The 15,259-nt window shown below is 73.8% G+C and carries 11 protein-coding genes and 1 pseudogene; all 12 read right to left on the minus strand.

Annotated features, from left to right (window positions below):
• Positions 1-10: 10 nt before the first annotated feature.
• The 12 genes and pseudogenes from AC6EXY_RS02100 to AC6EXY_RS02155 all read right to left on the minus strand — a co-directional run bounded on the left by AC6EXY_RS02100 (position 11) and on the right by AC6EXY_RS02155 (position 15,253).
• A complete protein-coding gene (locus AC6EXY_RS02100) occupies positions 11-919 on the minus strand; it encodes a glycoside hydrolase family 16 protein (RefSeq protein WP_115537975.1) in 909 nt (302 codons plus the stop codon).
• Positions 916-2,202 carry a hypothetical protein gene (locus AC6EXY_RS02105; RefSeq protein ID WP_499817058.1) on the minus strand — a complete coding sequence of 429 codons (1,287 nt, stop codon included), beginning with the start codon at positions 2,200-2,202 and terminating at the stop codon, positions 916-918. Before AC6EXY_RS02105 ends, AC6EXY_RS02100 begins: the two co-directional genes overlap by 4 nt.
• Positions 2,199-4,121: a hypothetical protein gene (locus AC6EXY_RS02110; RefSeq protein WP_165818458.1), complete on the minus strand. Its 1,923-nt coding sequence runs from the start codon at positions 4,119-4,121 to the stop codon at positions 2,199-2,201. The genes AC6EXY_RS02105 and AC6EXY_RS02110 overlap by 4 nt, the downstream gene beginning before the upstream one ends.
• The gene (locus AC6EXY_RS02115; protein ID WP_133150718.1) at positions 4,108-5,463 is read right to left on the minus strand and encodes a glycosyltransferase family 2 protein; all 1,356 of its coding nucleotides are present in this window, start codon (positions 5,461-5,463) and stop codon (positions 4,108-4,110) included. Before AC6EXY_RS02115 ends, AC6EXY_RS02110 begins: the two co-directional genes overlap by 14 nt.
• Positions 5,460-5,990, minus strand: coding sequence for a hypothetical protein (locus AC6EXY_RS02120; RefSeq protein ID WP_133150719.1), 531 nt, complete (start codon positions 5,988-5,990; stop codon positions 5,460-5,462). The genes AC6EXY_RS02115 and AC6EXY_RS02120 overlap by 4 nt, the downstream gene beginning before the upstream one ends.
• Positions 5,987-7,354: a lipopolysaccharide biosynthesis protein gene (locus AC6EXY_RS02125; RefSeq protein ID WP_133150720.1), complete on the minus strand. Its 1,368-nt coding sequence runs from the start codon at positions 7,352-7,354 to the stop codon at positions 5,987-5,989. Before AC6EXY_RS02125 ends, AC6EXY_RS02120 begins: the two co-directional genes overlap by 4 nt.
• Positions 7,351-8,385 (minus strand): glycosyltransferase family 2 protein, encoded by a 1,035-nt coding sequence (locus tag AC6EXY_RS02130; protein ID WP_115537977.1) that lies wholly within the window; start codon positions 8,383-8,385, stop codon positions 7,351-7,353. Before AC6EXY_RS02130 ends, AC6EXY_RS02125 begins: the two co-directional genes overlap by 4 nt.
• A complete protein-coding gene (locus AC6EXY_RS02135) occupies positions 8,382-9,614 on the minus strand; it encodes a glycosyltransferase (RefSeq protein WP_101832781.1) in 1,233 nt (410 codons plus the stop codon). Before AC6EXY_RS02135 ends, AC6EXY_RS02130 begins: the two co-directional genes overlap by 4 nt.
• 99 nt (positions 9,615-9,713) lie before the next feature.
• Positions 9,714-10,424, minus strand: a pseudogene (locus tag AC6EXY_RS02140) (glycosyltransferase family 2 protein); the annotation flags it as partial.
• Positions 10,425-11,040: 616 nt separating this feature from the next.
• A complete protein-coding gene (locus tag AC6EXY_RS02145) occupies positions 11,041-12,501 on the minus strand; it encodes a sugar transferase (RefSeq protein ID WP_499817066.1) in 1,461 nt (486 codons plus the stop codon).
• An 800-nt stretch (positions 12,502-13,301) separates the two neighbouring features.
• The gene (dapE, locus tag AC6EXY_RS02150) at positions 13,302-14,378 is read right to left on the minus strand and encodes a succinyl-diaminopimelate desuccinylase (protein ID WP_101832470.1); all 1,077 of its coding nucleotides are present in this window, start codon (positions 14,376-14,378) and stop codon (positions 13,302-13,304) included.
• 32 nt (positions 14,379-14,410) lie between these two features.
• Positions 14,411-15,253, minus strand: coding sequence for a 2,3,4,5-tetrahydropyridine-2,6-dicarboxylate N-succinyltransferase (locus AC6EXY_RS02155; RefSeq protein ID WP_101832469.1), 843 nt, complete (start codon positions 15,251-15,253; stop codon positions 14,411-14,413).
• Positions 15,254-15,259: the final 6 nt, after the last annotated feature.

Raw genomic sequence — 15,259 nt, forward strand, 5'->3', positions numbered from 1 at the left:
CGGGCCGGCGTCAGCTCCGGTAGGGGTAGGCGCGGATCCAGTCGACGTACATCGAGACCTGTGCGGGGGTGCTGGCGTCCCGGCAGGGGATGGCGTCATGGCAGCCGGTGTCGAGCTGGAGGGCCATGTGCATCGGGGCGGTGCTCGGGATCGTCAGCGCGCCGCCGAGGTGGCGGGCCGGCAGGACGGTGAAGACGTTGCGGCCGTCGAGGTAGTAGGACAGCCGGGTCGGCAGCCACTCGACCGCGACCGTGTGCCACGCGGTGAAGTCCCCGACCAGCGCGGTCGGGATGCTGAGGGTGTCGTTGCGGGGCCCGTTGTGGACGGCCATCGTCGCCGAGCGGCGGGTGCCGTCCTGAACCTCGACCAGGTCGATCTCCCCGTCGTCCGGCCACTTCTGCGTCTGCGGCCACAGCAGCACCACCGCCGAGAAGCCGGCCCCCTCCTCGACCCGGAACCGGGCCTCCCAACGGCCGTACGTCTGGTGCAGCAGGCTCGACAGGCCGCCGGAGACGTCCCGGCCGCTCGCGTCGGTGCCGCCGGTGATCCGCAGCAGGCCGGCGCCGACGCTCACCGCCGCCGGCACCCGCGGGAACGCACCGTTCGGGCTGTCGTAGACGAACCACTTCGCCGGATCGACCCCCGACCCGCCGAAGTCGTCCGACTGCACCGGCGCGCCCCAGATCCCGCCGCCGCCGGCCGCGGGCCCCGCAGGCGCCGCGTCCGACCCGCCCGACGCGGACCCCGCGGCCGCGAGCGGCGTGCGTGCCGCGCGGCCTGCACCCTGGCCTGACACGTCCGACGAACAGGCGGCCAGTAGCAACACTCCGGCGGCGGCCGCGGCGAGTGACACCCGGGCCGCGGCCGTCCGGCCCGTCACCCCGCGCAGGCGCGCCCCGCCGCGCACCCGCCGGCTCACCGCACGAGCCCCAGCGGATCCGCGCACAGCAGCTCGGCCATCGCCCGTACCGCCTTCCGTTCGAACAGTGCCCCGTCGAACGTGATGCTGACATGCAGGCACCCGTCCAGCTCCGCCATCGTGACGGTGATTCCCCCGGGACCGCCCGGAGTCGACGCGAGGGCGAGCGTCCGCTCCCCCGGCGAGGCCCGCCACGGCAGCCCGGTGAACCCGGGCAGGCGCGGGAGGAAGTTGACCGCCAGCGTCGGTGCCGGCCGCGAGGGCGGCGCCGCCGGGCCGCGACCCCGGCGCGGGAGCGGGATGGGTGGCGCGAGCTGCTTGGCCGCGGCGGCGGCCATGGTCGCGACCGGACGGCCCGAGTCGATCACCGCGCGCATCGCCGTCGAGATGGCCACCGGGTCGCGCGGGTCGGCGGGCTCCAGGTACACGCCCGCGACGAAGTTGCCCACGCCCCCGGCCGGCACCGGCAGGAACCGGCGGCCGTCGAACAGCACCCACAGGCCCGGCGCCGGCGCCGGCAGGCCCGCGCGTGCGACGGCGCTCCACGCCGCGGCGAACAGGATGCCCGCCACCGACCGCCCGGTGTCCCGCCCGCCGCGCGCGTCCCGCACGGCGCGCAGCAGCTCGGGCCCGGTGTGGCGCGCCACGAACGCCGGGTCGGCGCCCCCGTCCGGGCCGGCTCCACCCCCCCGTTCCGTGAGCGGAGTGTCCCCCGCGGCCGCGCCGGCGCCGCGGGCGATGGCGGCCAACCGGCCGGGATGACGGGCGAAGGTCGCCGCGAACGCACGGGGCAGCGCCAGTCGCGGGCCCGCGTGCGCGGCGAGCGTGGGGACGCCCCCGTCCAGGGCGCGGCCGAGCAGCTCCGACCAGTACAGGTCGAGGTGGCGACCATCGCCGACGAGGTGGCTCATCTCGACCAGGACGTGCTCACCGCCGACCGAGATCCGCAGCGGCAGGTCCGCGGGCGGGGTGCGCAGGCCGCGCTCGACCAGGGCGAGGACGTCGTCGGCGCCACCCACGTCGGGATCGAGCGGGCGCACCACCCGGTCGAGGTGCTCGGCCAGGCGAGGCCCGGGGACGGGGCGCCACCGGGTGCCCGCGCGGTCCAGGGTGCACAGTGGCGGGCGGCCCGGGGCGACGGCGGCGAGCCGGTACAGGGCGTCGCGCAGCCGCGGCGGCGACGGCACGTCCAGCGGCCCGAGCACGCCGACGATCTGCGTGCGCCGCCACACCCGGTCGCGGGGCACGACGAGCCGGCCGGGCCTGGCGGGGATGGTCGTCACGCTGGTGTCCTCACATCGCGGGTGAACAGGTAGATCGACGCGTCCGGGTTGGTGTGGACGGCGACGAAGTGCGGGTCCGCCCGTACCTCCCGTTCGAGGCGGGCGAGGGTGCCATCCGGCGCCAGGCCGTAGGAGTGGGCGAACGCGACCTGGCTGTGGGAGAACACGAGATAGCCGCGGGGGCCGTAGCGGCTCAGCGTCTCGACCACCCCGGCGATCTCCTGCGCGGCCGGTCTGCCGAGCGCGGTGCCGCGGAAGACGGGATCCTCCAGCAGCGCGTACGACGGCTGCGGCGTCCGGCGGAACTCGGCGTAGCGGGGGCCGTAGTCGCCGGGCCAGTCGTTGTCGCCGAACATGATCGGAATGTGCGGGTCGCCGTGGTCGTACAGCCAGCCGGCGGAGGCGACGTCGCCGCGGGACATGGCGTTCGCGTCGAAGGGGATGTAGAACGCGCACAGCCACAGGCCGAGCGTCGTCGTCAGGGTGGCCAGCGCCACCGCGATCCGCCCCCGGCCCGGCCGATTCTCACCGAGCAGCGCGGCGGCGACGAGGATGGCGCACCATGGCAGCGTGAACAGGTAGACCCGGAGCCGCCCCTCCCCGCCGTAGGTCTGCGCGAACAGCACCAGCGCGGTGCCGACGACCGCGCCGCCGCACAGCAGCACGACGCGGCCGCCACGATGGCGACGGCGCAGCACCAGCGCCCCCGCGGCGGCGGCGAGCCAGGTGCCGGCGAACAACACCAGCCCGGCCCGGGCGTAGAGCACCTTCGCCGCGGACTTGTGCAGCTCGACGTAGACCCCGGAGTTCGTCGCGTTGGCGACCGCGTCCGCCCCGCTGAACAGGCCGAAGTGGCTCCGGACGTAGTCGAGGTTCGGCACCAGCCAGGCGAGGGCGATCGCGGCCATCGCCACCACCAGCCAGCGCGGGCGCACGACACCGAGCACGGTGAGCACGCCGACGGTGAGCACGACCAGATACGGCGTGAGCTGATGGCTGACGACGACCGCCGACATCAGCAGCAGCACCGCGGTGAGCACGGCGCCCCGCGGCCAGGCCGCGCCGGGCCGCGGCGGGCCGCCCGCCGCGTGCGCCGACCGTCCCAGCACCCGGCGCAGCAGCCGGGCGCGCCGCCCGTCGCCGCGGGTCGCCCCGTTGTCGGCGAGCTGACCGGCGACGAGGACGTGGATGGCGAGTGCCAGGGTGAAGCCGATCGCCTGCGGCGCGAAGTAGTTCTGGCCGATCCAGTTCGCCGCGGTGAACAGGTAGCCGGCGAACCACGGCACCCGGGTGCCGCCCATCACCGTGCGGGCAAGGGCGACGACGAGCAGCAGGTCCACCACGGCGAACGCCGGTTCCGCCCAGGCCGCGAACGCCACCGGGTCAGGCCGCCCGGCGACCTCGCCGAACAGCGCGGCAAGCGCGAAGAAGCCGGGCCACCGGTGGTAGATGTCGACGGACCGGTCGACCCCGTGCTGCGCCTCGATGAACCGGGTGACGCCGATGTGCTTGTAGACGTAGGCGTACTGCGGCATGTCGGCGACGGCCGGGATCGTCGCGTAGAGCACGATCGCCAGGGCTGTCCCGCCACAGGCGAGTACGGCGCCGCTCGGCCGGGCGGCCGCCAGCGCGCCGACGGCGCCGAGGGTCACCAGGCCCAGCGCGGCGAACCAGAGCACCGGCAGCGCCGCCAGCAGTCCGTAGGAGCCGAGCCGGTCGACGTGGATCGCGCGCAGGCTCACCGCCCACAGCGCGAGCCCGCCGAGCACGGCCGCGAGCGCCAGCGCGCCATCGCGCCCGCCGGCCCACGACCAGCGCGCTTCCCGCGGGGTCGGCAGCGCCGCGGGGAGCCCGATGCCGGGCGGGACGGCCCCGGGCCGCGGCGGCGCGTCCAGCGGCGGGCTGTCAGGACCGGGCATCGACCGCCCCGAGCGGGCTTGCTGCCGCCCCGCGCCGTGCCGCGGCCCGCGACTGCGCGTAGAGCACCGGACCGGCGATCATGCCGACGCGCTCGCGGGCGAGTAGCCCCCGGGGCATGGTGTGCTCGCGCCCGTAGCTCTCCCGGGTGACGTCGCCGATCTTCCAGATCTTCCACATGCCCACGGGCAGTTTCGCGAGGATCTCGCCGCGGCTGCGGCGGTCACCGAGGTGCTTCACCAGGTAGGCCGTCAGGCCCGTGCCATAGCCCCACATCTGCCGGCGCAGCGCGTCCAGATCGCTGCGGTGGCTGTGCCAGACCAGCGCGGACGGCTCGTAGGCCAGCTGGTAGCCGCCGAGCAGGACCCGGACGAAGGCGTCGAGATCCTCGCCGCCCTCGGTGGCGGTGCCGGCGCCGAGCGCCTCGTCGAAGCCGCCGAGCGCGCGGATCGCCGCGGCGCGTACCGCGAAGTTCGCGCCGGCCCCGAACACGCCGGCCGAGTACGGGTAGAGCGGGTGGGCGAGCCGGTGTCGGTCCATGTCGTACAGGTGTGGCTGGCAGCTCGACGCCCAGGTCACCCGGGAGTCGAAGTAGTACTCGGCCAGATTCTCCAGGGTGGCGGTCGAGACCAGGCCGGTGACGCAGCCGACGTTCGCGCCCGCGCGCAAGCCGCGCAGCAGGCCGGCGACCCAGCCACCGTCGACGCGGACGTCGTCGTCGGTGAAGGCGATCACCTCGCCGCACGCCTCGGCGACCCCGCGGTTGCGGGCACAGGACAGGCCGGGCCGGTCCTCGCGCACGTACCGGAACCGGGGTTCGTCACCGACCTCCCGGTCGAACGCCTCCCGGGTCGACTCGTCGCTCGGCGCGTTGTCGACGATCAGGATCTCCAGGTCCGGATGGTCCAGCGCGCGCAGCCCGGCGAGGCACGCCGGGAGCATCGCGGCCCGGTCGCGGGTGCACACGACGACCGTGACGGATGTCGGGTCCACCACCGACCGGGAGCAGTGGGCGACCCGTTCCCGCGGTGGGATCGCCTCCGGTCCGATCGCGCGCACGGCGGGCAGGCCGTCGCCGCGCAGGTGCACCGCCACCCGGTCGGCAAACGCGGAGGTCGCCGTCTCGTAGAACGCGTCGTGGTCGAGCAGACCGTCGCGCAGCGGCAGGTTGAGGTAGCCCAGCGGCTCCCCGTGCAGCCGAACGAGCAACCGGGCCTGCTCGTAGGGCTGCCCGTCCACCCGGGTGAGCGCGGTGGTGGGCAGCACCGGGTCGGACAGCTCGGCCTGCCCGCAGAAGGTCGGGACGGGGCGGGAGCGCTCCCACGGTTGCCGGCTAGCAGTCATGACGCGGTGTCCTTACCTGTCGAACGGCGGGAACGAACGGGACGGGCCGCCGGGCCGATGGCACGCGGCGAGCGGCGCCGGCGGTACAGGTCGTGCGCCACGAGCCCGATGCTCGGCACCCCGAGCAGCGCCGCGGCGACGCCCGGATGCCAGACCCCGGCCAGCACGAGGGCGGTGGCGACGAGCAGGTCGGCGGTGAGGCTGAAGGCGAGGGTGAGTCCGACCGTGGTCAGCGGATCGAGTGGTGGAAGCCGGGCCGTCACGGCCCAGCCGGGCAGCAGCGCCAGGCAGACCAACGCCAGCACGGGCCGGGCGCCGGAGCCTGGGGCGACCAGGATCACGACGGCCAGCAGCGCGGCGGCGGCCAGCAGCGCCGCGTCCACGGCGGACGGACCCCGCCCGTCGGGGACGACAGCCGGGCCCCGCCCGTCGGGGACGACGGCCCGGTTCCGCTCCGCGGGGACGACGGTCCGCCGCAGCGGAGTCGTCCGGTCACGATCCTCCGGATCGGGGATGTCGCGCATCATCGGCGAACGCCTTTCTCCGCCCGCCGGCGCCCGCGCCGCCGCGGTGACGATCCCCGACCGGCGGCCGCGCCGGTGAGGCCGGCGAACGCGGCGGACGGCGCGGCGTGGCGCGCGCGGGAGGGAGTGGCCAGGAACGCCGCGAGCCGCGGCAGGACGAGCAGGGCGACGACGCAGTCGGCCGCCAGATAGCCGGCGCCGAGCCCGGTGAGGCCGCCGTGGGTGAGGCCGAACCAGGAGACGCCGAGCTCGGCGACCCCGCAGACGATGCTGATCGCCACCGCCTCGAACAGTCTGCCGGTCACCCGGGCGATCGGCAGGTACGCCGACACCACGACGATCGGCAGCAGGCTGAGGGTCAGCAGCCGGAGCAGGTCGGCGGCCTGCGCGTAGGCGGGACCGAACACCAGCAGGAGCGGGCGGGCGAACAGCAGGATCACGGCCACGACCGGCGCGAGCAGCGTGGCCTGGCGGCGCAGCGCGGTGCGCAGCAACGACGGGATCTGCGCCGGGTCGACCGAGCCGTGCACGAGCAGCGACGAGCCGAAGTTGAACGCGACCATCCGCAGGCTGTACGGCACCATCCAGGCGATGTAGAACACCGCGTTGCCCTCGGTGCCCAGCCGCGCGACGACGATCAGCGGCAGCAGGTTCGCGCTGGCCACGCCGACCAGGTTGCCGATGTGGCTGCCGCCGACGAAGCGGGCGACGGTGCCCACGTCCCAGCCCGGCGGCCCGGGCTCGGCCGCGGCGGCGAACCGGGGCAGTACCCGGCGCCAGATCACCACGTTGACCACGGCGACGAGCAGGACCACTGGCAGCAGCCACGACGCGAACACCGCGAATCCGCCCCCGCCGACGAACACCACGAGCAGCGCGAGCCTCAGCAGCCCGAACACCAGGTTCTCCACCGGCACGAGGACCGCGGCGCCCAGACCGAGCAGCACCACGTCCTGCAACGCGAAGACGGACCAGAACGCGACCGACGCCGGGTACCACGCGAGCCCCCACACCGGCCGCCCGCCGAACAGGTCCGCGCCGAAGAGCAGCACGAACGGCACGGCCACGACGGCGCTCGCCACCGCGGCGGTCAGGTAACACCCCCACATCAGCCGACCACCGGAGCGCCCGGCGCCGGGCAGGAACCGCTGCAGCGCGGTGTGCAGGTCCAGCGACGCGATCGCCGAGATCAGCACCAGCCCCGCGGTCAGGCCCGCGGCCTGGCCGACGACGTCACGCGAGTACAGCCGGGCGGACAGCACGTAGCACAGCAGGCCGGTCAGCGCGTTGCCGACGGAGCTCGCGGTGAGGGCATAGGCGTCCAGCACGAGCCGTCGGTCGCGAGCCGGGATGCCGACGCCGCTCATCGCGCGGGCGTGCCGAGGTGGCCGCGCGCGCCGCGCGGACCGGGGCGCCGAAGGGTGCCGCGCAGGCGGCCGAGCGCAGTCCCGCCCCGGCGCGGCGCGGCCAGGTGGGCGACGAACAGCACCCAGGCGGCGGGCCCGGGCCGGGCGTGAACGGCGGCGCGGCGAGCGACCCCCAGCGCCGCGCCGCGGCTGCCCTCGGACAGGGCCATCAGCGCGGTGACGCACAGCAGGAAGTCCCCGCGGGCACGCGGGCTGCGCACGGTCGACTCGGCGAACTCCTGGCTGCGCCGCCAGCCGCCACGCGGCTGCGAGGCCGACGTGCCCGGCGGATGGGACAGGTAGCGCACCAGCGGCTCGGGCAGCATGACCACCCGGACCTCGGGATGGCGGGCGGCGCGGATCACCCACTCCCAGTCCTCGTGCAGGGTGCGCGCCTCGTCCCAGGGCACCACGCGCAGCAGCTCCCGGTCGCACAGCAGGGTGGACGAACCCATGCCGAAGCCGCTGTCGCGGCGCGGCGAACGGCGGAACAGGAACTCGGCGACGTCCTCGCCGGGCGCCCGCATGGTGCGGCGCGGGGCCACGTCGAGGACCGCGCCGGCGCCGTCGACGACCAGGACCGGGCAGGAGACCAGCGGCAGCCGGGCGCCGCGCCGCGCCGCGCGGTAGGCGGCGACCTGGCGCTCCAGCTTGTCGGGGAGCCATTCGTCGTCGTCGTCGAGGAACGCGACGAGGTCGCCGGCGGCCTGGCGAGCGCCGCGCATACGGGTACCCGCCGGGCCCGCCCCGCCGCCGGTGACCATGACGTCGACCAGCGGCTCGTCCCGGACGGCGGCGGGCAGCCCGCTGCCGTCGGACCCGTCGACCACGACGACGATCTTGGCGGGCCGTCGGGTCTGCCCGGCGGCACTACGCACAGCCGCGAGCAGCGTGTCCCGGCCAACCGTCGGGATCACCACTGTCACCGCGAGCTCGCGGTCCACGCCGGCCGGGTCCGGCGTCTGGGAGGTGCCGGTGCCGGGGGCGGTCATGCCGCGGTGTCGGCGAGGTCCGCGGGCCGGGCGTCGACCAGCTCGGGCTGGCGGGTCGGGCCGAGCAGCCGGTCGAACAGATCCTGATAGCGCCGCGCCGTCTCGGCCCACGACGTCGGGTCGGGGTAGCGCCGGCCGCACCGCGCCGGCAGCTCGCGCAGCGCCGCGAGCAGGGCAGGCACATCGGCCGGCGGGACGAGCCCGGCACCGGGGTAGCGCAGGGCGATCTCGGTGAGACCGCCGACCTCGGTGACGATGACGGGCAGACCCGCGGCCATGGTCACGTGCAACGGGCCGGACGCCGACGAGCGCCGGTACGGCAGCACGACGGCGTCCGCGGCCGCGAAGTAGGAGTTCACCTCGACGTCGCTGACATACCGATTGACCAGGACGATGCGGTCCCGGTGCGGGGAGCGCTCGATCATCCTGATCGGCAGGGTGTGGCCTTCCCAGGTCTCGCCGACAACCGTCAGCCGAAAGCGGCCCGCTTCCTCCTCGGTCAGCCGGTCGAACGCGGCGAGCAGATCCTCGAGCCCCTTGTAGGGACGAATAGTGCCGAAGAACAGCAGGTTCGTGACCGAGTCATGCCGCCGCGGGGCGGGCACACCGCCGCTGCCCGCGTGCTGCTCATACGGGCCGTGCGCGATGACCGCGACCGGAAGATCGGGATTGGCGAACCGTTTCCGAACGACGTCGGCGTCGTGTTCGGAATGGACGACCAGCGCGTCGGCGCGGCGCAGCAGTGCCGGCAGGAACCGGTTCACATAGGCGGCCACCCCGGGACGGGCAGCCTCGCCCGTGTCCTGCGTCTCGTGGAACTCGAGAACGACGCGGGCGCCGCGGGCACGGGCGAACGCGGCCAGCGCCAGATAGCTGTGCAGCACCGTTCCGGTCCACCACTGGAAGACGACGACCTCGGGCCGCTCGCGGGCGAGGAATGTGAGCGCCCGCGCCATCGACGAGCCCCAGAACCAGTCGACTCCGTCGAACACCGGAACGGAGTCCGGATACCGCTGGCTGACGATCGTCCGATCACCGACCCGGGAACGCCCCGGATAGAACCGGGCCGGCAGCAGGCGGCGCATCAGCACGACCGAGGCCCGCGGGTCGCCGGCACGGTCGAATGCCCGGGCCAGCTGATGCGTGTAATAGCTGATTCCGGAAACGAATTCCCAGCCAGAGCCGACGACGCAGATCCGCGGACCGGATGGTTCGGCGGCCGACGCCACCGACCGGGCGGGCCGGGCGGAGCGGGCAGACCGGGCCGAGCGGGCGGACCGGGCCGAGCGGCCACCGAACCGGCGCCGCCACGGATCGGTGCTCGCTCGCCGCCGCGACTCGACGAGGATCGTGCGCAGCACGCGCAGGCCATCCGAGAAAGCGTTGAGGTTGCTGACGCCGAACAGGCGCCGGTGCTCGAAGCTCGGCACCTCGGCCACCCGCAGGCCGGCCTGCGACACGCGCATGTTGATCAGGGTCTCGACCTCGAAGCCGTCGCCCCAGCGGACGGCGGTGCCGGGACTGCCCGGATCGAGGTCGAGGAACGGCAGGCAATGCCGCCAGAACGCGTTGTAGCCGTAGCACAGGTCGGAGTAGTCACTGCCGATCAGTGCATTGACCAGCTGGTTCAGCCCGGCGTTGCCGGCACGGCGGAATCGGGTGATGTCGCTGCTGCCGCCACCGGAGCGGAACCGGGTGCCCTTCGCGTAGTCCGCGCCGGCGACCAGAGCGGCGACGAAGGCGTCGATCTCGCCGGGATCTGCCGACCCGTCCGCGTCGAGCATGATGATGACGTCACCGGTAGCCGCCGCGAAACCGCAGGCCAGCGCGTTCCCCTTGCCGCGCCGCGTCTGGTGCACGATCACCGCGTCCGGGCGCAGCGACCGGGCCACCGCGACGGTGTCGTCGGTGGAGCGGCCGTCGACGACGATGACCTCGGCCTCCGCCGGAAGCCGGGCGAAGACGTGCGCCAGATTGCGTGCCTCGTTCAGCGTCGGGATGACAATACTGATCGACGGCGCACCGCCAGAACCGCTCAACGCTTCCCCCCGGTTGCAACGTTGGTGAGCGATCAATGTCCATGCAGAGATCGCAGTGACTTCCTGGCAACAATGGCCGCGACCGGCTCGTGCCGGCATGGAAGACGGGACACCCCAAGGCCCCGCCGCACGCGTGAATCCCCACTCGAGACAACCGGGCCGGGCCCCCGCCCCCTTTTTCGCCATATCAGCCGGTTCTCGGCGGCGAGCTTAGCATGCCGGCCAGCCGACCGTCGACGGGAGCATTCCTCGCCGCGTATCACGGACATATCAGCCTGATAACAATAGTTCAGTTGTTAGCCCGAGCCCGCCGCAGCAGCCACCTCGAATCATCCGACCTTTTCGCCGGCGGTATGCGAGAGCATCGCCCCGCCACCCTTCAGCGAAACATCTCCGATGGTGCCACCCATCGTCGCCGAACCACAGCGGCCCGTTCCTGGTGTGTTATGAATCACCGCGCCATGCCCAGCAACCACGGCGAGATATTGGACCGCCTGCTACAAGCTTTCACCTGTTTCTGTTCCGGCAGCGCCGAGAACGGAGACGGCCCCGTCCCACCGAGGTGGGACGGGGCCGTCCAGCAGGCGGGTTCCCCGCCGCTCGGTCGCGCCTGGACTCAGTACGCACCCTCGCGGCGCAGCACGGCGAACACGGTCCGCCAGAGGATGTAGAAGTCGAGCGGGAGGGACCAGTTCTGCACGTAGCGCAGGTCGAGCCGGACCGACTCGTCCCACTCCAGATCGGAGCGCCCACTGATCTGCCACAGCCCGGTCAGGCCCGGCTTGACCATCAGCCGGCGGTGCACCTCGTCCTCGTACTGGGCGACCTCGCTCGGCAGCGGCGGGCGCGGCCCGACCAGCGACATCGTGCCGTTGGCGATGTTCAGCAGCTGCGGCAGCTCGTCGAGCGACCACTTGCGCAGGAACTTGCCGACCTTCGTGATCCGCGGGTCGTCGCGCATCTTGAACAGCAGGCCCTCGGCACGCTCGTTGAGCGCCTCCAGCTCCTTCTTCCGTTCCTCCGCGTCGACGTACATCGACCGGAACTTGAACATGGTGAAGTGCTCACCGCCCTGGCCGACCCGGGTCTGGCGGAAGATCGCCGGGCCGCGGCTGGTGAGGCGGACGGCGAGCGCGAGCGCCACGAACAGCGGCGAGCACAGCAGCAGCACCGTGAGCGCGACGCCCCGGTCGAACAGGCCCTTGACGGCGCGGCGGGCACCGGTGAGCTCCGGCTCCTCGATGTGCAGCAGCGGCAGCCCGGCGACCGGGCGGATCGAGATCCGCGGCCCGGTGACGTCGGTCAGCGCCGAGGAGACGAGCACGTCGACGTCGCTGCCCTCGAGCATCCAGAGCACCCGGCGCAGCGTCTCGCCGTCCATCTGCGGGCAGATCGCCACGGTGGTCGCGTGGGTGGCCCGGATGGCGGTGTGCAGGCTCTCGGAGGTGCCGACGATCGGCACGCCGAGCAGGTCGAACCCGCCGCGGTCCGAGTAGTCGTGGCTGTGGCGGCCGGGTGAGCGGTCCAGCACCACGCCGACGACCGACCAGCCGGCCGTCGGGTCGCGCCGGGCGAGGCGGACCAGCGAGGCCGCCGAGTCGCCGGCGCCAACGACGAGCACCCGGTGCAGCCCACGGCCGCCGCGGCGCATCCGGTGCAGGTAGCCGCGCGCGGCGCAGCGGCCGAGCACGGTCAGCGCGATGGCCGCCGGGAACGCGATGAGGACGTAGGCGCGCGCGAGCTCCGCCTTCGTCGCGTAGGACAGCACCGCCACGACCGCGGTGAGGTGCGCGGCGGCGTTGAGGACGCGGCGGAACTCCTCCGATCCGCTGCCGAGGAAGCGGCTCTCGTAGGCGCGGCCGAGGAACATCGACAGCACCCACATCACCGGCAGGACGATCGACATGACGAGGTACGGCGTCACCGACACCGGCTTGAGGTCGAACTCGACCAGACCGCCGAACCGGACGAGGTAGGCGACGGCGGCGGCCAGGACGCAGGCCGCGGCATCCAGACCCACGAGCAGCCAGCCGAAGCGCCGCTCCCAGGGGATGCGAGCCCGGTAGCCGGCGAACACCGCCTCGCCGCCGCGGTCGGCCGACTGGCCATCGTCGTGGGCCGGCGGCTCGGCGACGCCCGGCGCGTCCCGCCACACGTCCTCCCGCGGCGGGCGGGCGGCGAGGTCGGAGGCGTCGGTGCGGACGCGCGGACGCTGCGCGGGGATCGCCTGGTCCCGGACCGGGACGGTCCGTTCCGGGGCGGCTGTCACCGCCGGCTGGAGCAGGTCGAACAGCAACCGACTATCGCCAGTATCTGGTTTTTTGTCCGATTCATACGCGGCGCCTCGGGACTCCGGATCCATCCCGGAACCGATCCTGGCACCACTGACGACAGCGTCAGTCACCTGACAGACCCCCCACGGTCATGACATCCGGCCGACATCGCAGAAAAGGCCGCGCGGCATCGACATCACCCGAGGGTCCGCTGACGATGCGTCCTGACCACCGGCCGGGCCCCCGACCCGACGTGCACTCCCCCGATCCCCGCCGCCCGCACCGGGCCTGCGGACCCCCCCGTTGGCCGGCACTGTACGTGCTCAACCAACTCTAACGTCCCGGCATCGCCGGATCCACGCCGGCATCGTGCGTTGGCTCGCGTGCGTGACATAAATCGCTGCTCGCCCGATTCGCCAAAAATCCTGGCCGGACCGCACCTTCTCCGCCTACAGAGCGTTCCGACGGCCTTCCGCCCGCATCCCGTCGAAACGGCGCCCGACCGCCCGGCGACGCCCGCGGCCACCCGCATCGCCACAGCTCAGCGGGCCGCCGGAACGGCCATATGGTTGCTTTCTGTAGCAATTCGCGCCGGGCGGCGGCGTCACCGGGTCAGGTAGTCCCGGAGCAGGCGTTCGCCCTCGTCGATCGCGTCGAGGTCGACGAACTCGCCGCGGGTGTGGGCGAGGTTCGGGTCGCCGGGGCCGTAGTTCAGCGCGGGAATGCCGAGCTCGGCGAAACGCGCGACGTCCGTCCAGCCGTACTTGGCCACCGGGGTCCGGCCGGTGGCGGCCACGAACGCGGCGGCCGTCGGCGCGTCGAGCCCGGGCAGGGCGCCAGCCGCCAGGTCCGCGACCTCGAGGTCGAACCCGTCGAGCACCTCGCGGACGTGGTCGAGCGCGGCCTGCGGGGTGCGGTCCGGGGCGAACCGGAAGTTCACCGTGACCTGGCACAGGTCCGGGATCACGTTGCCGGCCACGCCGCCATCGATCCGGACCGCGGACAGGCCCTCGCGGTAGGTGCAGCCGTCGATGGTCACGCTGCGCGGGCGGTACTCCGCGAGCCGGCGCAGGACCTCGCCCGACTTGTGGACGGCGTTGTCACCGAGCCAGGAGCGCGCCGAGTGCGCCCGGGTGCCGCCGAGCGTGACGACGACTCGCAGCGTCCCCTGGCAGCCGGCCTCGATCTCCCCCGAGGTGGGCTCCATCAGGATGGCGAGGTCGCCGTCGAGCCAGTTCCGGTGCCGCTCGGCGAGCCGGCGCAGGCCGTTGAACCGGGCGCTGACCTCCTCGTTGTCGTAGCAGATCCAGGTGAGGTCGTGGCGCAGCCCGCCGGGCCCGGCGGCGAGCGGCAGCGTGGCGGCCAGGCGCAGCGCTATCGCCACACCCGCCTTCATGTCCGACGTCCCGCACCCGTACAGCCGCCGGCCCTCGACCCGGGACGGCACGTTGTCCGCGATCGGCACGGTGTCCAGATGCCCGGCGAGCACCACCCGCGACGGCAGGCCCAGCGAGGTACGGGCGACGACGGCGTCGCCGTCCCGGTCCACCCGCAGGCCGCCGACGCGGGCGAGGGCGGCCTCGACCGCGTCGGCGAGGGCACGCTCGTCCCCGCTGACGGACGGGACGTCCACCAGCGCCCGGGTGAGCTCGCCGACCGGCATCGTCAGGTCAAGGTCCATGCGGCGACCCTACGGCGCCCGGCCGCCGGCCCTCAGCCGGCGACGCCGTGCTCGCGTAGCACGTCGTTGAGGGCCAGCTTGTCGTGGATCTCGCCCTCGGCCAGGGTACGAAGCACCAGGATGCACGGCATCGCGAACTCCCCGGCAGGGAACGACCGCACCCGGCTGGACCCGACGGCGACGGCCCGCTCCGGGATCTCGCCGCGCGGGTACTCCTCGCCGGTGGTCGCGTCGTAGACGTGGGTGGACGCGGTGAGGATCGCCCCGGCGCCGAGCTTGGCCCCGCGGCGAACCCGGGCACCGTCGACGACCATGCACCGGCTGCCGACGAACGCGTCGTCCTCGACGACCACGGGCACGGCGTTCGGCGGTTCGAGCACGCCGCCGAGCCCGACCCCGCCGGACAGGTGGACATTGCGGCCGACCTGCGCGCAGGACCCGACCGTCGCCCAGGTGTCGACGAGGGTGCCGGCGCCGACGTAGCCGCCGATGTTCGTGTAGCTCGGCATCAGGATCGCGCCGGGGGCGATGTGCGCGCCCCAGCGGACGATCGCGCCCGGCACCACCCGGACGCCGTCGAAGCGGGTCTTCAGCGGTACCCGGTCGTGGTAGCGGAAGTCGCCGGCGGACGACTCGACCATCGACAGGACCTTGAAGGACAGCAGGATCGCCCGCTTGGCCCGCTCGTCGACGACGACGGAGCCGTCCGCGGCGACGACGGCCACCCGGGCGTCCCCGGCGTCGATGGCGTCGACGGCACCCACGACGATCTTGCGGGCGTCGGCGTCGTCCGGGCCGAGGTCGGCCCGGCGTTCCCACAGCTCGTCGATGACGGGGTCGATCACGGAGTCGGAGGTGGTGTTGGAGGCGCTCACAGTCCA

It is taken from the genome of Frankia sp. RB5 (assembly GCF_059816245.1).

What these genes read in the sequence shown, in the direction of transcription:
- AC6EXY_RS02110 (WP_165818458.1), bottom strand. Translation starts at nt 4,121, where the DNA reads ATGCCCGGTCCTGACAGCCCGCCGCTGGACGCGCCGCCGCGGCCCGGG.
- AC6EXY_RS02115 (WP_133150718.1), bottom strand. Translation starts at nt 5,463, where the DNA reads ATGACTGCTAGCCGGCAACCGTGGGAGCGCTCCCGCCCCGTCCCGACC.
- AC6EXY_RS02120 (WP_133150719.1), bottom strand. Translation starts at nt 5,990, where the DNA reads ATGATGCGCGACATCCCCGATCCGGAGGATCGTGACCGGACGACTCCG.
- AC6EXY_RS02125 (WP_133150720.1), bottom strand. Translation starts at nt 7,354, where the DNA reads ATGAGCGGCGTCGGCATCCCGGCTCGCGACCGACGGCTCGTGCTGGAC.
- AC6EXY_RS02130 (WP_115537977.1), bottom strand. Translation starts at nt 8,385, where the DNA reads ATGACCGCCCCCGGCACCGGCACCTCCCAGACGCCGGACCCGGCCGGC.
- dapE (WP_101832470.1), bottom strand. Translation starts at nt 14,378, where the DNA reads ATGGACCTTGACCTGACGATGCCGGTCGGCGAGCTCACCCGGGCGCTG.